The organism is Sporocytophaga myxococcoides (genome assembly GCF_000775915.1).
In the GTDB taxonomy this organism is placed as follows: domain Bacteria; phylum Bacteroidota; class Bacteroidia; order Cytophagales; family Cytophagaceae; genus Sporocytophaga; species Sporocytophaga myxococcoides_A.
Genome location: NZ_BBLT01000009.1, coordinates 56,153 through 82,374 on the forward strand (window position 1 = coordinate 56,153; position 26,222 = coordinate 82,374).

Sequence of the window (26,222 nt, forward strand, 5' to 3'; positions counted from 1 at the left end):
CTGAGAATATCGTGTTAATTAAATAACTATGGTTAGGCTATAAACTTGTTTGATTATGAGAAAGATACCATACTTATTCTTTGTTGCAGTTCTTTTATTGTCTGCTTGCAGAAAAGAAGAGACCTGCGCTACGTATTCAAAAGATACGAAAGTTAAAAAAACGAAGCAATTTACTTCAGAAGAAGCTTCTGTCTAAAGTAAAAGAGCCGCTCCATATGGGCGGCTCTTTTTTAAACCTATTAACAACATCCCTTTAATGTCTCACCCTCTTTATTTAGGTGAATTACCATATTACATCAAGCTCCTTTGCTGGATAAGACGAAATCTGAAGTTTGTATTAAAAATGTTTCAAGTACCTTGTTAAACTCTTCCGGATGCTCCATCATAGGTACATGACCGCATTGCTCTATGGTATGCAATGTTACATCACCTGGTATCAGATCTTGAAATCTATAGGCAATATCAATAGGTGTTACTTTATCTTGTTTCCCCCAGATTAAGAGAACCGGTACATTGATTTTATCAAGTATGGATGCAACATTGTTTGTGTTTGCAGACCGGGCCATTTTAATGACCTTAATGGTTTTCCTGACATTGTTGACCACCTCAAATACCTCATCCACTAACTGAGGAGTTGCGACTCTTTCATTGTGAAAGATATTCCTTACTTTTTCTTCCACATACTGATAGGATCCTCTTTTAGGATATGTTACCCCAAGACTATTCTCATATAAACCGGAGCTTCCTGCCAATACCAGCCTTTCAATTTTTTCAGGATGTTTAACTGTGAACAAAATAGCAAGATGCCCACCAAGAGAATTACCCACCAAAGTGACTTTATCAAGATTCAGGGATTGAATAAAGCTATCCAGGAATTCTACTAATCCATCCAGACCTTCCTTAGGTAAGGATTTCTCATATACTGGCAATTCAGGGATTATGACTCTGTATTTTTTAGAGAAATGCTTTATAGTATCATGCCAGTTGCTTAACCTGCCGAAAAGACCATGTAGCAATAATATAGGCTCTCCTGAGCCCGCTTCTGTATATTGAAACAAACTAGTCTTAACAGGTTTATTATCTTTAAATAGCCTCATAATCAGACTTGATTGGTTAGTTTTTCTTTTATTAATTCGATGGGCACACCAAAGCTCAAGAACTTTTGTAATGCTTGTTCCAGCTCCAGTTGTTTTGATAAATACAGTCTATAGTTTACTTCATTATTAAGCTGAGTAAATACATGCTGGAAATATTCCAGCACTAGTTGCAGATTATTTACCTTTATTTCAATTAAAAACTCTCTGTTAGCGCTATTAACTTCAATCACCAGTCCTTCAGGTTTGCCAGCGACAAAGAATCCTTTCAGTAAACCAAAACTGAACTTATCATCCCATAAATTGAATTTAAGTCTGTTTCCATATCCCCCTTTTGAAAATCTTTCCGCATTTAGATTGGCTATAGAAGACTTAAGACCAGGATATGCTACTTCCATCACTGTTTCCAATTGGTTGAGCCATTTCGCCAATTGAAAGGCAACAGCTGAATAATCTTGATATTTTTCCTCTTCCAATTTGAGTTGATTTTCAATAAGCTCTTCGGTAATGTCCGTGATAAGAAATTGTGGTGTAATGTTTTTTTCCCGTTGCTCTTTAAGCTCTTCAATTAATGACTTCTGAATAAGCATTTGAAATAAATCTTTTTTTTGCCAGCTATTTAATCCTTGTACCACAAAGGCTCCAATAGCTGTATTGTTAAACATACCATAGTTCTGCACCGAAGTGATTACAAAATCAGCTCCTATTTCCAGAGGATTAAATATCTTGCCCAAACCTCCGGCTGAATTATCAATGACAACTGGAATCAATGATTGATGGGCCTGTTCTATTATATGTGATAGATCTTCAACTGCCAATGTCAGGCTGTCTATAGTTTCCAGGTAAATAACACCAATATTATTAGAAGCAATAATCTCTTTTAGACTGATTTCAGTATAATCTTTGGCAAAGAATAAGCTGATGCCGTTTCGTTGGAAAGCTTCAATTTCCCACTCTCCCAGATGAAATGTTAAAATATTTTTTCTTTCTCTAACTATATTTTTAATAAGAGTATATCTTGCAGAACGAACTGATTTGAAAGCTAAAGCCTCAATACCTGATTCAGAAATAGCAACTTTCTTTTCTATTTTTCTCAAAGTATTCCAGGTTGTATTAAAATGTAAACTATCTTCAGCAGCATCGTTTAGATGGCTGTGGGTTATTTTATTCATTTGAATGGATTTCATAGCTTCTTGAATTTCAGATTTTTAAATAAGGTTGAAATTAATAAGTTGAAAAACCTTAATGGTTTATCCAACCTTCTGCGCAGTTCTTCTACATCGTTTGTTCATAATCCTAAATAGTTATAGTCCCTTTATGGGCAGGTGATTAGCACTTGAAAAACATTTTGCTAAAGGTTGATAGGGCCTGCTCTCTTCCCTATTCTTTGTAAAATGCATTTACTGCATAAATTCAATACAAAGTTACCTTGAAATCTATAAAATACAATAACTCTATAGGAAAAGTAGGGTTATTATTTAAGGTTTATGAAAAGGATACCACCACCTGAATATAACTTGTTGAGATTAATAACAATATTTTTTTTTATCCTCCTAAATCCGGTTATAATCTTCCTTCTATTAATAAATTATACTACCACCACAAAATTCAAATGCATGCACAAATAGATATTTCCTCTCCAGAAAATTTTATCTACTATTAAGAATTCAACAGTTCATAAACCTGGTAGAAAAGCAGACCAAAATTAATATTTATTAAAACTGACATTTTATTCATCTGAGCACGAAGCACTTGTGTTTTATCACTATGTAATACCATATAATCTGAACTTACAATAAGACAAATAAACCTGAACATATGATACATATTTTTATTAGCTACGTATAAGGAGAACTATGACGGAGCTTGAGTTAATTGATAAAATCCGTAATGGAGAAAAGAAACTCTTTGGTTTAATTATAGAAAAATATAATCAAAGGCTTTTCCGTATTACCAGGTCAGTTACAAGGCATGACGCGGATGTGGATGACATCCTAAAAGAAACATTTCTTAAAGCATTTTTAAGACTCTCTCAATACAGAGGAGATTTCGAATTTTCTGTTTGGCTAACAAGAATTTTATTAAATATAATTTCAGTGAGGCTTAATAAATCGACCTGGTTTAGCAAAGATTTTTTCAATGCCTTCAGGAAACAAAATATTCCCGATATAGGTGTATCTAACATCGGATTTCAGGCAATACTGGAAAAAGCTGTTGACGGATTACCAAGGACTTTGAGATCTGTCTATGTAATGATAGAAGTTGAAAGAGCGACTGCAGAGAATGTAGCCTTGTCATTAGAAATACCGGAAGTGGAAGTTAATGACAGGTTAATCAGGGCCAAAGCATTTCTGAATGATAGTTTATGCATAGACTGCCTGAATCTTCCAGATTTATTTATCTACCCGACTGACCGCAGTGAAATTGTATATAGTGAGGTAATGGAAATGCTTGATATGATCAGGTAAATTCAAACTAGATCATATATTTATGACTTAATACCCAGATTTATAAACCATTTTTCAAGTACTCAAAGCCTACTTTTACTCCGGCATTAAATATTGGGCTCCAGGAAGTTCGGAATTCTTTCTTATAATCGTAGTAAGCCTCATTGATCATTCCATTCTCAGTTATATATGTTGTTTCTTTATAAGAAGGTCCCATACCCGCATAAATTTCAAAAATCGGATGTGTTTTACGAGATTTTAAAATATAAAAGGTAAAACCACACTGAAGCCTGAAGCCATATTGATTCTGTCTTTCTGTTCGCGTTCCTTCAAAACTATATTTTCCTCCCATATCCTCAAACTTTACATATTTATTGTCAAACCAGAATCGTCGGTAAAAAAGGACACCTTCAACAAAAAAACTTCTTCCTTTTCCTGGATAAAACTTAGAGTTCAGCATTATTGTATATGCGTTATACAAATAATTTCTCATATTATCAGACGAATAACCTCCAAACATTCCGCTTCCTGTAGCCCTGGCTTCTCCACCACTTTTTGTGCTAGACCTGAAAGAACCAGTTATTCCAAACGTATGTCTATTATGAATCTTTTCAAAGGTTATTGGATAATCTTTGAAGATATATTGAGTCGGAGTTGTAAATATCCTGAATCCTTTTGACCCTGGTAGTTGTCCGAATGAAAAATGAAAGCTCATTAAAAATAGAAATGAAAAAATCAGTGATTTATTCATATTATTAAATATATAGTTAAATATCAGATCGTAAAATTGATCACAATTATGACTTTTCTTCGTCCTTATACTATCTCCAGAATATAGTCTTAAATATAAAAACCAATGGTCATAAAGGAAAAAAACTAATGATTTATTTATCACCTGCTTCATTTTCAAATTTGACAAGAAACTCAGGTTTAATATAAACAGCAATTTGCGATAGAGGCATACTCACCCTTTTTTCGTCCCCTGATATTTCCAGATAAATCTTCTTGTCTTTATATCTATATGGATTAAAAACAAGAGTTGTATCTGAAAACTGAATCATAGCAGTATATTTAGAATCTTTTACTTTTGAGGCTTGAGGAGAATTGAATATCTCTCCTTCACCTATTTCATTATAAAAATAGAAGAGTATTTTTGGATCAACGTCCTTTTTTAGAATACTTGAGACTCGAGGTCGTAATTTATATGTAATTATGTTTGAATTTCCTCTTTCATTTGGTTTAGACTTTACATAGAGAAGATTGTTCTTTATCCATGCATAAGAGCATGCGTGAAATTTTTCGTTCTCCTGATTTACCAAAAGATAAACTTCTTCCAATTTAGGTATTGACTTGGGATTCAATAATTGGTGAAAAAGAAAATATTCCCCTAGATATAAAGTTGTGTTAGTATCATACACTATATTATCATTAATATATTTTAAATCCTTAGAATAAAGTACAAATAATTTCGTCTTGCTATGTAAGTTTGTTTTCTCTATCACTGGCTTTCCCTGAGCAAAAGAGACACGCTCAATATATGAAATACTATCTTCTCGCCCTACATCATATCCGTCTTGTATCATGCTGTGAGAGGTAACCTTTTGTACTAATACTTTAGGATAAATATTTTTAACTAGATTAAATGAATAAGTACTCCTGATAGAATTGCTATAATTTGAAGCATGTGAAACAGGTCCTGAATAGGAATAATGTTTTTCTATGAAATCATAAAACTTATGAATAGTATCTTGATGAATTCTATACAGTTCAACTGTTAAGTCAGCAGTCCTATTAAAACCAGAAGGCCGTTTTGCCACAATTGAAAATTCATTTTCTGAGAAAATATTTTCAAAAGAAAAGGTAAATTTTCCCTCAGGAAATCCAAATTGATGGGGGTGATCTATAATCTGTCCAGGTGTCTTCTTTAATTGATGTTGTTCGTAATAAAATACATTTACTGCATAGATACCAGGCTCTCTAAGTTGCATAATAAATTCATCTTTGGCATCTCCAAAAAGATTTTTCCTGAATACATCAATCTTTATCTCTTTTACATGAAAATAATTCCTAGCATCATCTTTATCTTGAGGAATCAGTTTTTGTCTGCGAAGAAAATCATTTAACTTATCGTCATCTGTGAAGCTCTTGATGGAGGTCAGTAATTGCTGTAAAGGATCGATTTGGGCAAAAGAACTTAGGGAGCTAAATCCAATGTAAAAAAATATAATAAAAAACCTCATACTGTTGATCTGCTGCTGTAAATTTAAGTTTTTTTATAGTAAACCTCAAAATATTCAATAAGATGAAGTAGTGCTTATATTGCAGAAAAGACTTATACTCATTGTATTCACCTTGAGCATAAGCCTATAATAATTTAAATATAATATATCAGATCTTTTACATCTCAACAGTATCTCTTTTTCCCTTTCTCCTATGCTTTCCTTTATGACAGTCAGAATCAATTTCATTATTGGTTACATTATCTATTAACCTTCCATTCTCCTGCATAGTATAATCAACATCTGCTTTCCAGCATACACCTTTCCTGCCTTTAAAACCAAACTTTCTGTTTACTTGTCTTTTATCATTCATTACCACAGCCGGAAATAATTTACCTTTTACCGATTCATCAAAACGGATCTTCCTTCCTTCTGGTACCAGAATGTTTACTACGACTGTCTGTCCCCGCCATTTATCTTCTTTAGATATCGAATAACCGTTTGCCAGATTTAAGATACTGTCTTTAACAACCACTTTATATTGTAGATTTTCAGCTCTATCAATAGCAGCATCTTCAGTGGAACCAAAGCTATAGGTTTTCACAGAAACATGATATAAGGAATCCAGGCTTTTTTCAATATTAAAGTTTACCCAGGACAATTTTAAAGTGTCCGAAGAAAGATCAAATCCTTGTCCTTCATAATCGTTATCATATTCATCTTCATCCATCATCCAGCTGAAATTCCCTTCATAATATAATTTGGGATCTGAAACAGTCAGCGTTAATCTATCAACATTTGGCATTATAGTAGCAACAGAGGTTTCAGCTGTCCCTTCATACTCCCTGAATTCTCTTGCCATGCTAATTCCAAATAAAACTAGAGATACCCATCCTGCAATCCACAATATTCCGAATATCCAGCCTAAATAGGAATGACGTGATCGAATCCCCATAATACGTCTTATAAGCCAGGTTATTAAACCAATAAGTGGTATAAGGACTAAGAAATTCAATGCCCCTAATGCAAATAATTTCTGCCAGTCATCCGTCCATAAGAAGTTATTTAGTGGCCACCATGCAAATCCACCAATTGCAACTCCGGCAAGAGATACAACTAAACCCAAAACGATCATACTTAAAGTAAACAACAGGAATACTTTTACAAGTGTACCCAACACGTAAAACAAACCTGAGCGGTTATGCCTCATAGCCTGATTCACTTCTGAAGCAAATGTTTGTCCTCTTGTATCTGCATATTTCTTTGCTTTATCACGTAAGTCCTGCGCAGAATCTTTCACTTCTTCCCCCCATTCACGGACTCTCTCTTTCATATTTTGGGCTATCTTGTTAACATCTATCTTTTCACCACGCATTTCCATTTTCTCGTAATCTGTCTTTGCTTCAGGTAAAACAAACCACAAGATGCAATATGCCAGAATAAAAGTGCTGCCTGCAGAACCGAAAAAGAAATCCGGGAAAAATGGAAAACTCAAGCTCCAGAAAATCCCTCTGATAAGCGTTATGACAATTCCAATAATAAGCGGTGCTGCAAAAATAAGTCTGAATATTTTGGTCTCTTGTCCAAAATAAGCTGCAAGTCCTCCAGCAACACCAGCAATCATTTTATCATCAGGGTTTCGATATAGTCTCTTTGTTGTTGGATTCTCAAGGCTTTTTGATGGTAGTATAATCCATAGCAGAATATATATAAATGCTCCGAATCCAAACCCACTCAGAGAGACAATAACAAAAAGAATCCTTACTATTGCAGGGTCCATACCAAAGTACTCAGCAATTCCGCTACATACCCCTCCAAGAAATTTATCACTCCTATCACGATACAAACGTTCTTTTTTCTTTACTGTTGAATCAGAAGCTTTGGTATAGGAGTGTTCTGTGTTTAGTTTCGAAAAAGGTTCATATTCATTCGCCTCTTCAGCCGCCAGGTCTTCTGGCCTTCCCATATGAATCGATATCTCCTCTATATGAGCATCTGTGATAGCAGCAGCTCCTTTACGAATTTTGTCATTCATCAGCTCTGCAATTCTGCTTTCTATATCGTTGATTATTTCATCTACTCCTTCTTCTTTGGAGAAATATTGACGAAGACTATCTATGTAAGCCTTAAGTTTTTCATAAGCCGAATCTTCAATCATTATCACTCTTCCACTGAGATTTATGTTGATGATCTTTTTCATATCTGACTTCTTTAGGTTAAATGCCTGTTTATAGCGGACATTATTGGTTTGATGATTGGTTTGGTTTATTCGTAAGAGTATTGACACCGTTTGACAATTCATTCCAGGTTTGCTCTAACTCTTTATAAAAATTTTCTCCCTTTTCAGTCAGAGAAAAGTACTTCCGAGGAGGTCCTGAAGTGCTTTCTACCCATCTGTAGGTTAGCATATCCGCATTTTTCAATCTGGTAAGCAAAGGATAAAGCGTCCCTTCCAGAATCTGCAAATTCGCAACTTTCATTTCTTCAACTATATCACTGGGATAGGCTTCCCCTCTTCGAATTATTGAAAGAATGCAGAATTCTAAAATCCCTTTCCGCATCTGACTCTGCGTATTTTCAATATTCATAAATATCCGTTTTGGTTTTTATGATAATTATTTAGACCCAAAGGTAAAACTTATCAAGTACTATACAATACATAGTACCTTATTTTTTAAAGTAATGTTTAATAAAAGGTATTTAAAAATTGCAACCAATTAAAAATCAAACATTTAATAACTCAAAAAAAATCAAATAATGAATTAGGTTTCAATTTTCATCAAATACCTCTTATATAAAGAAAAATTAGAAGAGTACGCAAATGACAACAAAATACTCTTAATACCCTGTCATTTTTAGATCTGCAAAATGTAATCAGCTCAATTACAATAAAATTTAAATTTTCTTTTCTATCAGGCTACGTTTAAAAAAATCCTCCTGTCCACTTTATTGAAGAAGGACGCATTTTGGCTTTAATAAATATTTAAAACCCGATAATTATAAACAGTTTAGTATGGAAAAAACCGCATTTCCATATGCTTCATTTGATGCATATAAAAGGATATTCATTTGCGTATTTATACTAATTCAGATCAAATCATTTGCTCAAAAAGATCTACCGGGTCCTTCACCTAATATTCAAACAGTACCTGCGGGAAGTTTTGTTATTCCCATGGATAATATTTATCAATCTATTGTACCAGCAGGACAAGCGCCATTTAACTTGAAGGCTTACGGATTAATAAATGCCTTTCTTCAGAATGGGATACCTGTTAAATGGGTTATAAAATCAGATAAACAGAGAGACGATATCGATTTCACTGGTTTTGCAGAAAGGATAACACCTGGTTTCTCAGCGGCAACCACCATTGATTTCAGAGGAGGACCATTTATAGTTCCTGATACCACTTTACCTTGTGGCGAAACCACAACTGAAATTATTAATGCGTTTGGAAATAATGTTGTTGTATACAAATTAATTAATAATGCTAGCGCAGATGTAAGATACACAATCACTCATCGACCAAAAATAGCAGTTTTTAACAATGGTGGTAACCAGCAAATACATACAAAAATATTAGACGCTGCAGGCATTGGCAATTACGACATTATGGATGCAGCACATATTGAAGAGCTGAAAAACTGCTATACCTTTGCTTCAGAACCACATGCAGATGATTCAGATGTTAGTCAGGCAATGATTGATGGTGTACGAGCTTTTGTCCTGAGTGGAGGTAACTTCCTTGCACAATGCCATGCAATAGAAGCTTACGAAAACAAAGGATTTTATCAAACGACATCCGGAGTTATTACAATCAATACAAAGGTTAATCATCACTACCCAAACTCTAATATGTCTTTTGCTCAGATCCACGGCCCAACAACGGAAAACTCAGGAGGTTCGGTGGACAACTGGATGCTCAAACCAGGATCCCAGTGGAGATCATATACCTACCCTGTAATAAATTATTTAGGTTCTGATACTGTCACGGCAACAGGGGCTCACCTTATTGCTCCCTCTGCTCCTGGTGGAAACGTATTTTATATTGGAGGACATGATTATTCAAAAAGCGGAGGAAAGAATAATACAACTCCAAATCTGACCAATCTTACTAATGTTAATGCTTTGCGATTATATCTCAACGCAGCTCTGATCCCCAGCGGGAACACGCATGGAGTCTGGGCTAATGCTGGTCCTGCGAGCCATGTGTTAAGCTGTAAAGGAGATGTTCAGTTAGGCTGTACTCAATCAGGCCCTCCTGGTTCCACCTTTCTATGGTCTCCTCCGACCGGACTAAGTTGTACAACATGTCCTAATCCTATTGCCAGTCCAGCTGTTACAACAACATATACTTTAAAAGTTTCCAATACCTGCATAGCTATAGATACTGTAAGAGTTATTGTAGGTCCAAAGCCTGTTGCACAATTTTCTAGTACTGTTGTTTGCGCTGGACAAGCCACCAGTTTTACTAATCAATCTTCCAATTCAACCTTTTGGCAATGGCATTTTGGAGATCCTTCATCAGGACCTAATAATACCTCTTCACTAAAAAACCCTTCTCACATCTTTACGGCCTCTGGTGATTATACCGTTACGCTTATTTCCGGAACAGATCCGAGCTGCGCTGATACCATAAAAAAACTGGTGACTGTGAAGTCTCTTCCTGATGTAAAGGTAAATTCGGATACTATTTGTCAGGGACAATCTCTATTGTTAATAGCTTCAGGAGGAACTTCATACTCCTGGTCAAACGGTGCTACCACCGCTTCCATCACAGTAAAACCGTCAGTCAGTGTAAATTATATTGTCACAGGTACATTAAATGGTTGCTCATCAAATGATACAGCAAGAGTAACCATCAGTCCATCCATGATTCCTTCCACTGAAACCAGCAATGTAAGTTGCTTTGGAAGCACTGATGGATCTGCTGTTGTTAGTATTACCGGGGGTATTCCGGAATACTCCTATCATTGGAATACTAATCCTGCACAAACAACGGCAGAAGCAACGGGATTATCAGCCGGAAATTATGCGGTCATAATTAAAGATATAGCTGGATGTTCAGCTGTTGCTTCTGTAACAATCACAGAGCCGCCTGTACTTAATGCAACAGTAGTTACCAATAAAGCAACCTGCAACAGCGAAGATGGTTCGGCTGTAGTTAGTGTTTCCGGTGGAACACCTTCTTATACCTATAGTTGGAATACGAATCCTATACAAACCTCTGCCCAGGCAACAAATCTCTCTTCAGGAAACTATATCGCAACTATTACTGATGCAAAAGGATGTACGACTTCAGTACCTGCATCAATCGAGGCCTTGCATCTGATGACATTAAGTACTACGATTCAGAATGTAAGATGTAACGGAGGATCGGATGGCTATGCTGAAGTAACACCAACAGGAGGAACGCCTTTCTATACCTATCAATGGAATACAGCACCTGTCCAAAACACACCTCAGGCCTCCAATCTTCAAGCTGGCTCCTACACCGTTAGCGTAACCGATGCGAATGGCTGCACCATATCATCAACTATAACAATTGAAGAGCCTTCGCCAATATCAGTTTCAATGCAGAGGTCTAATCCTACCTGCATTTCAAAAGGGAGTGCCACTGTTTCTGCAACAGGAGGCATTCCCCCCTATTCGTATCAATGGAATACAGTACCTGAACAAACAACAGTGACAGCAACCGCCTTATCTCCAGGAACCTACACTGTAACTGTTACAGATATTCATAATTGTCAATATTTTGAAAACATACTTTTAAGCGTTCCACCACAGCCTGTTGCTGATTTTAATTTTAATAATACTTGTATTGGAAATATTACTGAATTCACAGACAACTCAACTGTATCCTATGGAGAAATTATAAGCAGAGAATGGAACTTTGGTAATTATATTGCCGGAAGCAGAAATTCTTCTACAGAAAAAAAAACAGATCATCTTTACGATTCGACCGGCATATTCAATACACAATTAATTGTTACCACCGATCTGGGTTGTAAGGATACCATTATAAAACCTGTAGAAGTATATCCAAAACCAATTGTAAATTTCGGTGAATTTAAACAAGGTTGTGAAGCTGTTTGTGTGGACTTAAAAGATTCTTCTTCTATTTCCAATGGCTTTATTCAAAGCTGGTCATGGGATTTCGGAGATCCAACCAGCCCGGCTAATACCTCCATTATACAAAATCCCACTCATTGTTACAAGCAACCGGGAAGCTACAAGGTAACGCTAAAGGTAACCTCCAATCAAGGTTGTTCTAATCAGTTAACTATCCCAGACATTGTCAAAGTTTATAAAGCTCCGACAGTGGACCTGGGGCCAGACCAAAAGATTTGCAGGGAAACAGAAGTTAATGCACAAAGAATATTAAATGCTGGTGCAGGTAGAAAATATTTGTGGCAACCATCAGGAGATACTTCACAGTTCTTATTTGTTAATGCACCGGGCACCTATAAAGTTACTGTAACGGACGAGAATAATTGTTCTGCAACAGAACTTGTAAACGTGAGAGAAGTATGTCCTCCAAGGCTTTTTATCGGGAATGCGTTTAGCCCTGATAGCGATGGAATAAATGATCGATATAATCTGTACAGTGCGCATGTTGGAAAATTTCAGATGTTAATTTTTAATCGATGGGGTGAAATTATATTCGAATCAAGAAGCCCGGATCACCACTGGGATGGAGTATATAGGGATGAACCTATGCCTGTTGGAGTTTATGCATGGATTATAACCTACGAGGGAGACTCTGAGGAATATAGAGGTCCTTATAAATTAGAAGGAAGTGTTACAGTTGTCAGATAGTAAAAAATGCATCAGAGAGTAAGATTACCACTTATCCTTATTTTATTGGTAAGCCTCTCGTTCGGCTCATGCCAAAGAGAAAGGTATCGGAAAGACAGGAAAAACCGACTAAGCAGGCATACTATTAAAGCAAGTGATTATCTTGCTAAGCAGGCTATTGAGCTTACCCAGGAAAACATTGATAACCGGGAGAGTACTGAAAAAAAAGACCGGAAACGACAAGAGAAACAACAAAAGGAACTAAATGAAGCTAATAAAAGAACAAGCAAGGTAGCACAGGTTAAGAAACACAAGGGGAATTTCAAATTTTATTAAGTATATGATATTGGGGGGATCTATTCGTTCGTTATATATACTTTTGCTGTGCTGGATGTTTAATCTGAATTACTGCAGCTCTCAGGATATTCAATATTCTCAGTTTTATGCCAATGTATTGTATTTAAACCCAGCATTTGCAGGAAATGCACATGCTCTCAGAGGCATCTATCATCAGCGCGTACAATGGCCAGCATTGAATGCTAAGTATATTACATCTCATTTTTCTATTGATAATTATTTCAATAAAGCAAATAGTGGAGTTGGATTTATGGTTTATAAAGACTGGCAAGGAGCAAGTACTATAGCCTCTACCGAAGCAGCTTTTCAATATGCATACGAACTGCACCTCACGCAACAACATTCCTTTCGTGCAGGAATTCAGACAAGTTATGTTTCACGATACATAGATTACTCCGGATTATACTTTCCTGATCAATATGACTCTTACGGATACCTCGGAAAACAAACCAGTCAACCTTTCCAGAATGACCAGGTTCAATACCTGGATTTCAGTTCAGGTGGCATCTTCTACTCTGACCATTACTGGATTGGAGCTACCTATGCACATATGAACAGACCTAATCAATCCTTTTATGGTGAAGACAGCCGACTCCCATATAAACTTGATTTTATAGCAGGTTATCGTTTAGATATTGAAACGAGAAATGTAAATAAAGAGATTAATCAGGGAAGAGACATTTACATCACTCCTACCGCACATTATAAATCCCAGGGCAAATCCGACCAGATAGATCTTGGAGTATACTTTTTATACGATCACTTGATCACCGGACTATGGTATCGGGGAATACCGCTGCTTAAGCATTACAGATGGCAATTGCAAAATAATGAATCGATGGTAATACTTGCTGGGTGGAGAGTAAACGGACTTAGTATAAGTTATAGTTTTGACCATACTGTTTCCAAACTTGCCCCTGCCCATACTGGAGGATCTCATGAACTTAATATAACATATCTTTATGAATTGACCAGAAAACGAAAGAAGATCATAAAGAAAATACCTTGTCCGCATTTCTATCAGTAAATCATAATCAAACGTATAGATTAATAAAAAAAGGTATCTTTATTATTGAAGTAAGAAGCTGAACTTAATCTGACTATTGGTACAGATATCTTTTTTATAAACCATTTTCTTTCATATTATTCATTAGATGTTTTAAAGGTTTAATTTTGTTATTCTCATGAAACTTGCTTATATTCAATATTGGGTTACTTAAAATCTCTTGCATATTATGGCAAAGTGCATTTATGGATAGATCAATAATAACAGCTGCGGCTGGAGGTGATAAAAAAGCTTTCAGAACAATATTTGATTTTTTTGTGCCGAAGCTGAGACCAGTTGCATTAAGATATGCAAGAACGGACTTCGAAGCAGAAGACATTCTGCAGGAAGCATTTGTAAAAATTTATCATAACCTTAACACTTATAAATTTCAGGGCTCCTTTGAAGGCTGGATCAAGCGGATAGTGATCAATACTGCACTAAATCATTATGATAAACATAAAAGAGATTATCAGCTTGATAACATTGAGAAAGTTGAAGAAGAAGACCTTGGAATTGAAGAAGCCAAAGATATTGACGAAATAGAACCATCCTTACTTTTATCAATTTTTCAAAATCTTCCGGACGGATACAGACTTGTCATGAACCTTTACGTATTGGAAGATTATTCTCATAAGGAAATAGCTCAAATGCTGGGAATTTCAGAAGGAAGCTCTCGTTCTCAGTTTTCAAAGGCTCGTAAATACATAAAAAAAGTATTAGCCGGGCTTCGAAATAACAATAAAACCAATCTTCTTAATAAAGATACTACTGTAAGCTAAATGAAAGAGTTTGCAAACAAAGATTCTTTCAAGGATCGAATAAAAAATAAGATGGACGATAGTCCTGTGTACAAAAACCATGAAGAAGAATTATGGTCAAAAATAATAAGTGATATTGAATCAGATGAGGCTAAAGAAAAAAACATAGTTAGAAAAATTCATCCGGCAATTTGGTTGACAGCAGCAGCAGCATTGTTCATAGGCCTCCTGATAAGTATTCTTTATTTAAAAGATAATCAACCGACGACTCCTATATTGGCAAACAAGACCCAGCAAGTAAAGAGAGATTCACCAATAGTCGATAGTATAAAAGATGTTAATAAAATTGGAAATTCTCCTACAGAGGAAAAACTACCCATCAAATCAAATATAACGAATAGAACAGCATCAACAGAAGCTACTTCTCTGATTTCTTCCGAAGAAAAAGTACTTGAATATACTTTACCGGATGGCTCTCAACTCACATTGAATAAAACAGCATCCGTAGCATTAAAGGATAATTTTAAAAACGAAAGAAGTTTATCCATCCAAGGAGAAGTGTATTTCGAAATTGAACCGGATAAATCCAGGCCGTTTACCATCCACTTTGACAAGCATTATCTTCTTGTGGTAGGCACCAAATTCAACATTCGGAATATGAAGGATGAAAATTTCAAAGAAATTTCTGTTACTGAAGGCATTGTTAGAATATATCCCCAAAATATGGGACAAGGAATTGAAGTAAAAGCGGGAGAACAGTTAAAAATTTATGAAGAAGGTGAAACTGAATTAGCTAAGGTTAATCCTGATAATTTTATTTTCTGGAAATTGGGTATCCTGAACTTCAAAAATTCAACAATAGAAGATGTAGCTGAACTCATGTCAAGACAATATAACCAGAAAATATCCATTGCCAAATCAATTTCAAAATGTACCTTTACGGGTGACTTTACTCAGCTTAGCCTGGATGAAGCTATTCAAATCCTAAAAATTACAACATCGTATAAGGTAGAAAAAAGAAAGGATGAGATTTATATTTCTGGAGAAGGTTGTAAATAAATTAAGTACCTTCCTGGCCATTTTTTTTATTTCTTTTGCTGCAGTTTGTCAAAATCATTCTGAGGACACCCAATATCTCAATAAATTGTCCGAATCCACTTTGGAAAGATCGGTTAATTTTTCATGGAACGGAGGCAATTTATCAGATGCTTTGAATAAAATCAATGCGGAAAACTCCATAAAATTTTCATTTTCGAACAGCAGTATTGCTGATATTATGATTTCTCCCTGCAACTATAATGATATAAAACTCTTTGATCTGTTTTCTGTCATATTTAAAAACACAGGGTTTAATTATGTCCTCATCGGGAGAATAGTTGCTGTATACAAAGATGAATCAAACTCACGTGAATCATCGGTACTTTCTGATTCCACTGAGGTAAAAATAACCGAACAAAACGAAAAGCTTAAGCCTATATATTCTTCATCATATTCAACTATGCTTTCCAGGAAAGATAGAATAATTCTTAATCGAATATACAGAAAAGAATTACGATGGTCTGCTCGCTATCACAGGCAGAAGAAATCTATTGATTCGGATACATTAAATAAAAGAGAGAAAAATCCTCCTTCATACAAGCAGGAGAATTTGAGATATTTCGTAGCAATCGACTTAGGTTTACAGAAAAATTATCTGAAATACAAAAGTAATTCTCAGCTTAATTGGAAGGAAGACCTGGACTGGAATAACAGGTCGGAAAACAACATACTTCCAACATTCCTTTTCGGTATATCTATAAAAGGATTTATGTTCGGAACAGGATTAAGAATTCAGAAAGTTACAATTCAGAATTCATTCAGAGACTTAAAAAAAGGACCATCTAAAACACCACCTTCTTCTCCTTCACCCTTTGAAAGCACTAATGTATTTGTTACAGAAAGGTATTCCTTCTTTTCTATTCCGGTTTCTTTTATGTACAGCAAATTCAGGAAGAATCTTTGGGGAGGCATTGGAGGTGGAGTTTGCTTTAATTTTATCAGTGGAAATGAGTCCATGAAAAACAAACTTAAAAAATATTACAACGACTCTACTGGAACAAAGGATTATTCTGACAATTTCAAAAACTTGACAACTTCATTATTCGCAGATATTTCAATTGGCTATAAATTGAAAAATAACATTGTCCTCACAGGAGGATTAACATATATGCATTCTTTAAATCCTATATATGAAAATTCACTTTTTAAATTAAATATTAATTCAATGGTTTACAGAGTTGGATTATATTATAGATTTAATATTTATGGAAAACGGTAAAAGGATAAATATGTAATAAGCTTTTTCTACCCTTCTACTCTTTATATCCAACTAAAGTTCCTTACAGCTATTCTTTATTTCAAATCAATTAAGATTATATCTTTGATAAGAACTAAAATATAGCTAATTAGCCATCTTTATCATTACTTTTTCTTTTATGCTTTTAGATTATATAATTTGGAATCCTAATCCTGACATCTTTACTATTCCCGGAATCGACTGGCCCTTGAGATGGTATGGAGTCACATGGCTATTAGGATTTCTTCTAAGCCAACAGATTATGTTCCATTTTTTCAGGAAGGATAACAAGCCTGAGGAGGATGTTGAATCATTGACCATATATATTTTTATTTCAAGCATTATCGGTGCGAGATTCGGGCATTTCCTGTTTTATGAACCATATGCATTTATAGAAAATCCACTTCAGATTATCCTGCCTCCATATGCTGGACTTGCGAGTCATGGCGGTGCTGCCGGAATTTTAACCGGTCTGTACCTTTTCTGCAAGAACAAAAATTATAATTACCTCTGGATGCTTGACAGGCTTGTAATTGTAGTTGCACTGACAGGTGGATGCATTCGTATGGGAAATCTTATTAATTCAGAAATAACAGGAAAACCTACTGATGTTCCTTGGGCATTTATATTCAAGCAGGTAGATAACATACCCAGACATCCTGGTCAATTGTATGAAGCAATCTTTTGCTTTATCCTCTTTCTGATATTGTTTTTTATCTGGAAGAACCGACGTCATGAAATGTACAACGGAATGATTTTCGGTATTTTCCTGATTGCCCTATTTGGGCAAAGGTTTTTGGTTGAATTTCTAAAAGAAAATCAGGAAACGTTTGAAGACAGTTTAAGTCTTAATATGGGACAAATATTAAGTATTCCTCTGGTTCTGGCTGGATTTTATGTTTTATGTCATACCTTCAAAAAAAAGGAAAGAAATTCAACATTCAAAAATAATGAAACACCTTCAAATTAAACAACTAATATTCAGACCATTTTAATAAGTTCATCCTTATTAAAAATTAATTTCTCCCTTATATAGCTAAACAATCCCCATACTCCTTCTGTTCTTTTTTAACATTCATAACCAAAGCAATGAAGAAAAAGAAATTGTATTTGAAGATCGGCGTGATACTGCTTGGAATATTGGTTGCATTCAGATTGGCGCTTCCTTACATTGTTTTAAAATATGTAAATAATACACTTTCTGAGCTTAATGGATATAAGGGACATGTTGAAAACATTGACATTCATCTTATAAGAGGAGCATATACCATTCACCACCTCAATATAGAGAAGACAGAAGGCAAATCATACGTCCCTTTTTTTCTTGCAAAAAAAACTGACCTTTCAATACAGTGGAAAGCTCTGTTTAAAGGAGCATTAGTCGGAGAAGTAATCATTTATAACAGTGCACTCAATTTTGTAAATGGTTCCAAAGGAACAAGTCAAAACGGTGGGAACAATGACTGGAGAGAACCTGTAAAGAAATTATTCCCGCTAAAAATTAACCGTTTTGAAGTATTAAATGGTGAAATCCACTATAGAGATTACTCTGCCAGTCCTGATATCAATTTATACCTGCAGTCTGTACATACAGTTGCCAATAACCTTACCAACAGCGAAAAGCTTTCCAAGACGCTTGTGGCAAATATAACAGCAACAGGCAAAGTTATGAAAACAGGTCATTTCAGTTTTACTTTAGAATTTGATCCTTATGCAGATAGTCCGTATTTCAACATGGATGCAAAAATGGAAAAACTTCCTGCAACAGAATTAAACGATTTTTTTAAAGCCTATGGTAACTTTGATGTTCAGGAAGGCACAGTCGGTCTTTATATAGAAGCTGCAGGTAAAGACGGAGGTATTAAAGGATATGTAAAACCCCTTATTGAAAATCTGAATGTACTAAAACCAAAGGAAGAAAAGCCAGGACCTCTTCGATTCTTATATGAAGCAGCGATTGAGGGATTAGCTGAGATATTTAAAAACCATCCCAAAGATCGCGTAGCAACCAAAGTTCCTTTTTCCGGTCAACTAAAAAATCCGGATATTCAGATCTGGCCTGTTATAAGTAATCTTATCAGCAATGCCTTTATTGAAGTATTATTGCCCAATATAGACAATACCATTAACATGAAAGATACTGAAAAACAGAAAAAATAAGAGTTGGAGTATTGGTACCAAACATCAATATCCATTAAAAAACTTTAATTTTTCAGTTCATGTTAAAAGAATAGAGTAGATGAATTGATTAATTATCGGCTAAGAGAATTTATGAAAAGGAATAAAAAAAAAGCAATAAAACTAGCTTTGGGACTCGGTGCAATTGCAGGAATGAGAGCTACATTTGCCCCCTCTCTGGCATCACACCTTTTGACTAAAAAATCATTCAGAGGCTCTTTAAATTCTGGTCTGGCATTTCTTCAATTACCAGCCAGCAATGTTATTACCAAAATTATAAGTGCTGGAGAAATTGTAGGGGATAAATTACCATCTACACCTAATAGAACATCTGCCCCTCAGTTAATAACAAGAATTATCTCCGGGGCATTAGTAGGCGCTACAATATTTCAGGCATATAAACAAAAAAGATCAACCGGATTGCTGCTTGGTGGACTATCAGCATTAGCAATGACTTACGCCAGCTTTTATGCGAGGAAATATTTTGCAGAAGGTTATAAAATTGAAGATACTATAATTGGAGGTATAGAAGATACGATTGCAATAGGCACAGGAGCACGACTGATTAACTCTTAGGAATCAGTCCTCCCCCTTCCTTATTATTCAATTTTTAAAGAGTTTTTTAAATCTTATTTTTTTCAGAAATTCACAAAGGAATTTGCAATCAGGCCATTTATTAATTCTTTTTTAATTTTAGTTAAATAATTTTATCCTTCCATTAAGAATTTCGTTACTGACTAAACAATAAAAATTCAATCGGTTCAAAAAGCATGAAAAAGTCGTTACTTATTCCCTTACTATCACTGTTTTTACTGGCCTGTAAATCAGGGAATGCCCCAGAACAAAACCTATCAGTAAACAATGAGGGTAAGGCAGATGACGCTATCGGGAGTGCGAATAGCATTAGTATACCTATCCAGCGCATTACCTCTGTGCCAATGCCGGATGTAGTAACATTTGCAGGAGAAACTATTCCCATTCAAAGAACCGATGTAAGAGAAGCCTTAGAGTATGAACTGATGGTAAACACATTTCGTCAGACTCACACTCTGCTCGTTATCAAGAATGTAGAACGATGGAGACCATTTGTAACTGAAATTCTTCAAAAATCCGGAGTACACCCTGATTTTCTGTACCTTGCTGTAATAGAAAGTGAGTTTAACAATAATGCTGCCTCCTATGCAGGAGCAATGGGGATGTGGCAGATTATGGAAAAAACAGCCAAGGATTATGATCTCAAAATGAATCAGGATGTCGATATGAGGAGAGATCCTAAACTTGCTACAGAAGCCGCCTGCAAATATTTAAAATGGGCCTATTCCAATCTTAATAACTGGGTACTTACTGCTGCCTCCTATAATGTGGGAATGAAAGGTATCAAAAACAGGCTGAAAAGTCAGAAAGTTGATAATTTCTTTGACCTGCACCTCAATTCAGAAACCTCAAGATATGTCTATCGGATACTTGCTTTAAAACTAATTCTGGAAAATCCTGAAACTTATGGATATTTTGTTCCTCATACTGAAAAATATGAGCCATTTCAATTCTATACCATTACAGTTAACAATGATATAGATAACCTTGTAGATTTTGCCAAAAAGAACAACACAACCTACAAAGAACTGAGACAATTAAATCCATGGTTTAACAATACCGATAATTTTAAACTTAGGATTAAGAAAAAAGAAAGCTATGAAATAAGAATTCCTCAACAGAAGATAGTTCAAGGCAAACAATAATATGATTGTAATTTGTGGTTCTGTGGATTTCTGAATACGAGGAATCCACAAAACCACTCTGTTATTTTTTCATTTAATTTGTAGTCCGGTTACCGGTCCTTCCAATTTCAACTTCCCTAAGTATCAAATGCTGACAAAAATCATCTTTCAGGGTAACTTATGTCATTATTAATCTTATAGAGCTAGAATACATTTGTATTATAAACATAAACAAAAACTTATGGGAACTATAACAAAATCATATACCAGTCAGATTTTAACCAATGATGCAAATGTTTCTACCTGGTCAAAAATAGAGAAATGGTGTGATTCTCTTGAAAATTACAGATTCCCCATTGCCGGGGCACTTATAATCATTCAGGGTTGTATTGTTGCGCCTCCGTTATTGTTATTAATAGCTTATTTTAATGCTGCATTTTCTGACATAAGTGTGCTTATATTCGCTTTGTTTACATTTGCAGTGCTTGTAAGCAATATTTCAATCTTACCAATGCGGTATATAGTGGGAGTTTTTACTCTTAACCTCCTTGTAAGTATTGCCATTGCTGTGATACATCTTATTCCGCTGCTACAATAATTAGCAACGGAATAGAGCAACAGCAAGAGCACTTTAAAAACATTGTGTTGCTGTTGAGCCTCTGATACATTAATTATAATTGTTGAATAAATAAAAAAGAGACTGCTTTCATGTAGTCTCTTTTTTTTACGGTTTTATTTTTAGTCTATTGTTAAAAATAATATTAGCAACAGTTTGAACAACAGCATGAGTACTTTGGAAGTTATGTTGCCCTTGCTATAAACTGTTGGTGTTGTTGTTCCTGCTTTCTACTACCAGGAGAAGACAAATGTTGTCCCCTGTCCCATTTTACTTTGAATACGAATGCTTCCATTCAGTTCCTCTTCAATGATTTTCTTCACAATAGCAAGACCAATACCTGTGCTGTCTTTTACCCTTTCATCTCTTAAAGTATTAAATAGGCCAAACACTCTTTCATGATATTCTTCAGGAATACCAGGTCCGTTATCTTCTACCTCAAAATAGCAATGCCCGTCAGATAGTTGTCCTCTTATAGTTATTTTACATTTATCTTTATCATTGTATTTAACAGCATTGCTTATAAGGTTTGAAAAGATCTGTGTAAGTAGAATTTTAGATTCAAAAATTTCAAACTCCTCCATTTCTATACGAATGTCAGCTGGCTTTTCTACTGTGAGAAATTCTAACTGGTCTGTTACCAACTGTTTAACATTAATAAATTCTTTTCTCACGGCCTGGTGTCCTATTCTTGAAAAATCAAGGACACCTTCGATGATTTCTGCCATCTTACAAACACGGCCCATCAGTAATTTAGTATATTCTGAAGCGTTATTGCCTCCGGACTTAAGATCATCTTCAATGAAGTTAATCATTGCAGCAATACTTTTTAACGGAGCTTTAAGGTCGTGAGAGACAACATATGCAAAGTTATCTAAAGCTTTATTGCTCTTTTCTAATGTAAGAAGAGTTCCCTCAAGTTCTCTCTTACTTTCTATCTCCTTGGTGATGTCCATAACGATACCTACATATCCCAGAGATGGCTCATGCTCATTGATAAGTGCCGCATTTACATCAACCCATTTTATCGTATTGTCTGCTGATACCAGTTTTATTTTTTTCTGAAAATTAGTATTGCTTGAGATTGCAGTATCCCATAATTGTAGTATTTCACTTTTTTCTTCTTCATGAACAATTTTATTCCAAAAGAACCCAAAAGTATCTGGCAAATCTAAACCTGTCAGACTTTGAAAAGCCCGGTTCGAATAAATACACTCCCCATTGGCATCGGTAAGGAATATCCCCAGAGGACTAGCATCATTCATAGCCTTGAATATTGTTTCACTATCCTTTAACCTTTTCTGGGCTGCTCTTTTTTGTGAGATATCACTTCCGATTATTAAAAAACCTGAAATTTCATTATGCTCATCTCGCACCGGTGACACAGACAAGTGCAAAGGTACCTGAGAACCATCCTTTTTCCTCCAAAGCCATTCCTGCTCATTGACAATATTGTGTTGAGCGGATTTAAGGAAGTAATCAAATCCATAATTTACCGGCTGGCCAATTTTTGTTTCCAGCTCACGGCTTCTTTCTTCCAGTTCTGATTTACTGAAGAATAAAGTTGGTGTTATTTTTTCAGCAACATCTGCTGCCCTGTATCCAAGGATATTTTCAGCTGCACTATTGAAAGTTCTGATAATACCATTTTTCTCAAGAGATATGACGAGGTATCTTGAATTTTCGAGCAGAGTATTTCTGTAGTTGTTGATTTTTCTATAATGAGCATCTTTTTCCTTATCCTGAGTAATCTCTTTTCCTATCCCAAGAATAAGTCCTGATTTAGTAAAGGTCTTCCAGCTTATCCACTTATAAGAACCGTCTTTAGCAAGGTATTTATTTTCCACATAAACATCAATGCCGGATTTATAAATTGCTTTTCCCACATGAAGGGCCATTTCCACATCATCTGGATGAATGAAATCTATTAATTGTCTGCCTTTAACTTCTTCGGGTGTCCAGCCCAAAATTTGTTTCCATGCAGAATTTGCCTGCATAAGCCGTCCTTTTTTCATTACCATCATAAGATCTGAGGATAAATTAAAGAATTCGGCTTCAATGAGGGTATCAAGTTCTAATTCCATAGGGTTTCCTGTTAGCTATAAGTACTGTACGAAGCATTCCAGTTTCAGTTTCTTACATTCTTCAAAAAAATGGATTTTTTCTAAAAGATAAGAATATATTTCCACTTCATTATTAACGCATCCAATCCCCAATAAGACAAATAATTAAGTTCAAATAAAACCGAGAAATAATTCAGCTATTTTTTTTAAATATTTAAGACTTTTCAAATAAAAGATAAATTTTAATATGAGATCTCTTTAAACAAAAAGTCTTATCTATTAGAGACATATTGCATGAATTATCCATGAGGTATTATATTTATATGAATTTATATATCATGAAAAAGTTTGTCTATCTCTCATCTATCATAATCCTGATTCTATTTTCCGGAGCAAAAGGTACTGAATCGAAATGGATCACATTGCTGGATACAAATTTGTCAAAATGGGAAATGTATTTAAGCTTTCCCCATAAAGATGGCTACAAAGGACTAGCACCTGTAAATGAAAAGGGAGAATTACTAAAGCCGATAGGGTATAATAAAAATGTCAATGATGTATTTACTGTTATTGAAGAAAATGGTGACCCTGTGCTAAGAATTTCAGGAGAAATATATGGATGTGTTTACACTAAAGAATCATTTGAAAATTATCATCTCAAACTAAAAGTAAAATGGGGTACTAAAAAATGGGTTCCAAGATTAAATGAATCAAAGGATTCAGGAATTCTGTATCATTCCCAGGGAGAATGCGGAGTAGATTACTGGAGATCGTGGATGTTGTCTCAGGAGTTTCAGATCATTGAACAAAGTATGGGGGATTATTGGTGTATAGCCAATTCAAATATAGTTATTAAAGCATTGAAGGAATACGATAACCAATCTTACATTTATGCTCAGAAGGGAAAGTTAACTTCGTTCGGAGAGGGTACTATAGCCGGAAATTTTTGCAAAGCAGGAAGTAATAACGAGCTGCCTGGTAACAACTGGAATGAGCTGGAGCTGATTACTTATGGTGACAAGAGTTTACATATCGTTAATGGTAAAGTGGTCATGGCCCTATCCAATTCATCCTATATGGATGGCATACTAAAGCCATTGACTAAAGGCAAAATACAGCTTCAAAGTGAAGCTGCTGAAGTCTTTTTTAAAGATATCAGAATAAAGCCAATAACAAAAATTCCTTCTGAATATGTTGGTTACTTTTAAGAAACAGATCAGTAACTTAGATTGCCTGTATAATCAAGCTCAAAAGTTTTAAGTGCTTTATAAAATTCAAAATAGTTATTACTATAATTTATTTCTCCTTCGATAAGCTTTTCATTGGCAATTAAGAGATCATTAACACGCAATCTCCCGAGTGCAAATCTCTCTTTATAGTTCACAAGAAGTTTATTAATCTCATTAACCTGTATCTGAGAAATTTTCAATTTCTTATATTTTACGCTTAATTCTTTCTTTGCCAAAGAATACTTTATAAAAATTTTTCTTCCTGTCTGAGCCCCTTCTATTTTTGCCATGTTCTCTCCTACTCTGTTCTGCCGCTCCAGAAGCTTGTTTCTCCTGTCAAAAACAGGAATATAGATATTTAAACTTGTAGAATTATATCTATTGCTTTCAAATTGCTTAAAGAAAACATATTTACCTTCAGAGTTCATATTAGCAGCTTCATGCCGGAGGTTGGAAGAGTAACCTGTATTTACACCTGCCTCAAATTTAACTGAGGGTTTGAACTGTGTTCTCTGCAACTCAGTCGAATAACGTGCTTTCTCAATTTCCAAACTTTTAATCCTATAACTGATAGAAGAGTTTTTAAGTGCTGTCGTATCATCATAAATATTGTATTTTGATTCATTCGGATTAAATTGTTCAAAACTAAATTCAGGATTATTTTCAATATCACTAAGTAATAAACTTTCATTAGTAAGTAAACCAAGCTGATGAAGATCTAGCTCTAGTTTGTATTTGAGCTGCAGTTGTTTATCTTCCGCATCAATTCTCATCAGTGCCACAACCGAAGTGTCTACTGCTGTCACTTTTTCAAGTAAGAAAAGTTCTTTTATCCTTGCCGTTTCAGCAGTATATATATCTATTTTTTTCTGATAAATATTGATAAGATTATTCGCCTGAACAATTGCACTATACAGACCAATTATCTCACGGCTTATCTCTCTTTTCTTCTTTTCAAGATTCAGGTATTGTATAGTTATCGAGATTCGGTCTATTGATAGTTTTGTATTTCTATAACCACCATTGTATATACCCCATGTTGAAGTTAGACCCATATTGCCTACCATAGTAGGATTATAGAAAAAATCATTTTTTAAAGGATCATAATACCGGCCATCATAATAGCCGTTCCAGTTGTTAAAACTAACGGTTGGCAAAATACTGGACTTTGTTATCTTTTGTTCTATCTGCGCTTTATTAAGTTCCTGTTCAATCAGCTGGACAGAGAAATCTTGTTTTACGGCCAGAGATATCAGTGCTTCAAGATTTAATTTTCCCTGAGCAAAAGCTTTAGTTCCGGCAATAAATAAAAAAAATATAAGGATTATCTTTGACCTATTGTTCATTTACCTCACTCTACAACT

At 35.0% G+C, this 26,222-nt stretch carries 22 protein-coding genes; 14 read left to right on the forward strand and 8 right to left on the reverse strand.

What is annotated here, in order from left to right; all coding sequences use genetic code 11:
- Window positions 1-55: 55 nt before the first annotated feature.
- The gene (locus MYP_RS26190; protein ID WP_156140734.1) at window positions 56-196 is read left to right on the forward strand and encodes a hypothetical protein; all 141 of its coding nucleotides are present in this window, start codon (window positions 56-58) and stop codon (window positions 194-196) included.
- A 100-nt stretch (window positions 197-296) separates the two neighbouring features.
- On the opposite strand, the gene MYP_RS18845 is transcribed toward MYP_RS26190, so the two are convergent.
- On the reverse strand, window positions 297-1,097 hold the full coding sequence (locus tag MYP_RS18845) for an alpha/beta fold hydrolase (RefSeq protein WP_045467027.1): 801 nt from the start codon (window positions 1,095-1,097) through the stop codon (window positions 297-299).
- A 2-nt stretch (window positions 1,098-1,099) separates the two neighbouring features.
- Entirely contained in the window at window positions 1,100-2,281 is a 1,182-nt protein-coding gene (locus MYP_RS18850; protein WP_045467030.1) for a PLP-dependent transferase, read from the reverse strand.
- 669 nt (window positions 2,282-2,950) lie between these two features.
- Between MYP_RS18850 and MYP_RS18855 the strand changes: the two genes are divergently transcribed.
- A complete protein-coding gene (locus MYP_RS18855) occupies window positions 2,951-3,562 on the forward strand; it encodes a sigma-70 family RNA polymerase sigma factor (protein ID WP_045467033.1) in 612 nt (203 codons plus the stop codon).
- Window positions 3,563-3,602: 40 nt separating this feature from the next.
- Here the strand turns inward: MYP_RS18855 and MYP_RS18860 are convergent, their stop codons facing one another.
- The 4 genes from MYP_RS18860 to MYP_RS18875 form a co-directional block, all read right to left on the reverse strand.
- Window positions 3,603-4,292 (reverse strand): hypothetical protein, encoded by a 690-nt coding sequence (locus tag MYP_RS18860; RefSeq protein ID WP_156140735.1) that lies wholly within the window; start codon window positions 4,290-4,292, stop codon window positions 3,603-3,605.
- A 133-nt stretch (window positions 4,293-4,425) separates the two neighbouring features.
- Window positions 4,426-5,781, reverse strand: coding sequence for a hypothetical protein (locus tag MYP_RS18865; protein ID WP_045467039.1), 1,356 nt, complete (start codon window positions 5,779-5,781; stop codon window positions 4,426-4,428).
- A gap of 157 nt (window positions 5,782-5,938) precedes the next feature.
- Window positions 5,939-7,960 (reverse strand): PspC domain-containing protein, encoded by a 2,022-nt coding sequence (locus tag MYP_RS18870; RefSeq protein WP_052430347.1) that lies wholly within the window; start codon window positions 7,958-7,960, stop codon window positions 5,939-5,941.
- A gap of 40 nt (window positions 7,961-8,000) precedes the next feature.
- A complete protein-coding gene (locus tag MYP_RS18875) occupies window positions 8,001-8,348 on the reverse strand; it encodes a PadR family transcriptional regulator (RefSeq protein ID WP_045467042.1) in 348 nt (115 codons plus the stop codon).
- 425 nt (window positions 8,349-8,773) lie between these two features.
- On the opposite strand from MYP_RS18875, the gene MYP_RS18880 reads away from it, so the two are divergent.
- The 11 genes from MYP_RS18880 to MYP_RS18930 all read left to right on the forward strand — a co-directional run bounded on the left by MYP_RS18880 (window position 8,774) and on the right by MYP_RS18930 (window position 21,548).
- Window positions 8,774-12,577 carry a T9SS C-terminal target domain-containing protein gene (locus tag MYP_RS18880; RefSeq protein ID WP_045467044.1) on the forward strand — a complete coding sequence of 1,268 codons (3,804 nt, stop codon included), beginning with the start codon at window positions 8,774-8,776 and terminating at the stop codon, window positions 12,575-12,577.
- A 6-nt stretch (window positions 12,578-12,583) separates the two neighbouring features.
- Window positions 12,584-12,892 (forward strand): hypothetical protein, encoded by a 309-nt coding sequence (locus MYP_RS18885; RefSeq protein ID WP_045467047.1) that lies wholly within the window; start codon window positions 12,584-12,586, stop codon window positions 12,890-12,892.
- 4 nt (window positions 12,893-12,896) lie between these two features.
- Window positions 12,897-13,940, forward strand: coding sequence for a PorP/SprF family type IX secretion system membrane protein (locus MYP_RS18890; protein ID WP_045467048.1), 1,044 nt, complete (start codon window positions 12,897-12,899; stop codon window positions 13,938-13,940).
- 224 nt (window positions 13,941-14,164) lie between these two features.
- Window positions 14,165-14,740, forward strand: a complete 576-nt coding sequence (locus tag MYP_RS18895) for an RNA polymerase sigma factor (RefSeq protein ID WP_045467347.1) — start codon at window positions 14,165-14,167, stop codon at window positions 14,738-14,740.
- A complete protein-coding gene (locus MYP_RS18900; RefSeq protein WP_045467049.1) occupies window positions 14,741-15,778 on the forward strand; it encodes a FecR family protein in 1,038 nt (345 codons plus the stop codon).
- Window positions 15,744-17,036 carry a hypothetical protein gene (locus tag MYP_RS18905; protein WP_045467052.1) on the forward strand — a complete coding sequence of 431 codons (1,293 nt, stop codon included), beginning with the start codon at window positions 15,744-15,746 and terminating at the stop codon, window positions 17,034-17,036. Before MYP_RS18900 ends, MYP_RS18905 begins: the two co-directional genes overlap by 35 nt.
- Window positions 17,037-17,193: 157 nt before the next feature.
- Complete coding sequence (gene lgt / locus MYP_RS18910) at window positions 17,194-18,024, forward strand: prolipoprotein diacylglyceryl transferase (RefSeq protein WP_045467055.1); 831 nt, start codon at window positions 17,194-17,196, stop codon at window positions 18,022-18,024.
- A gap of 119 nt (window positions 18,025-18,143) precedes the next feature.
- Window positions 18,144-19,214 (forward strand): DUF748 domain-containing protein, encoded by a 1,071-nt coding sequence (locus MYP_RS18915; protein WP_045467057.1) that lies wholly within the window; start codon window positions 18,144-18,146, stop codon window positions 19,212-19,214.
- 111 nt (window positions 19,215-19,325) lie between these two features.
- The gene (locus tag MYP_RS18920; protein ID WP_045467060.1) at window positions 19,326-19,808 is read left to right on the forward strand and encodes a DUF4126 family protein; all 483 of its coding nucleotides are present in this window, start codon (window positions 19,326-19,328) and stop codon (window positions 19,806-19,808) included.
- 194 nt (window positions 19,809-20,002) lie between these two features.
- Window positions 20,003-20,971 (forward strand): lytic transglycosylase domain-containing protein, encoded by a 969-nt coding sequence (locus MYP_RS18925; protein ID WP_045467063.1) that lies wholly within the window; start codon window positions 20,003-20,005, stop codon window positions 20,969-20,971.
- A gap of 220 nt (window positions 20,972-21,191) precedes the next feature.
- Window positions 21,192-21,548, forward strand: a complete 357-nt coding sequence (locus tag MYP_RS18930; protein WP_045467065.1) for a hypothetical protein — start codon at window positions 21,192-21,194, stop codon at window positions 21,546-21,548.
- Window positions 21,549-21,799: 251 nt separating this feature from the next.
- Here the strand turns inward: MYP_RS18930 and MYP_RS25390 are convergent, their stop codons facing one another.
- Window positions 21,800-23,650 carry a PAS domain S-box protein gene (locus tag MYP_RS25390; RefSeq protein ID WP_052430349.1) on the reverse strand — a complete coding sequence of 617 codons (1,851 nt, stop codon included), beginning with the start codon at window positions 23,648-23,650 and terminating at the stop codon, window positions 21,800-21,802.
- A 317-nt stretch (window positions 23,651-23,967) separates the two neighbouring features.
- On the opposite strand from MYP_RS25390, the gene MYP_RS18940 reads away from it, so the two are divergent.
- Window positions 23,968-24,837: a 3-keto-disaccharide hydrolase gene (locus tag MYP_RS18940; protein ID WP_045467067.1), complete on the forward strand. Its 870-nt coding sequence runs from the start codon at window positions 23,968-23,970 to the stop codon at window positions 24,835-24,837.
- Between the two features lie 8 nt (window positions 24,838-24,845).
- Here the strand turns inward: MYP_RS18940 and MYP_RS18945 are convergent, their stop codons facing one another.
- Complete coding sequence (locus tag MYP_RS18945) at window positions 24,846-26,204, reverse strand: TolC family protein (RefSeq protein ID WP_045467069.1); 1,359 nt, start codon at window positions 26,202-26,204, stop codon at window positions 24,846-24,848.
- Window positions 26,205-26,222: the final 18 nt, after the last annotated feature.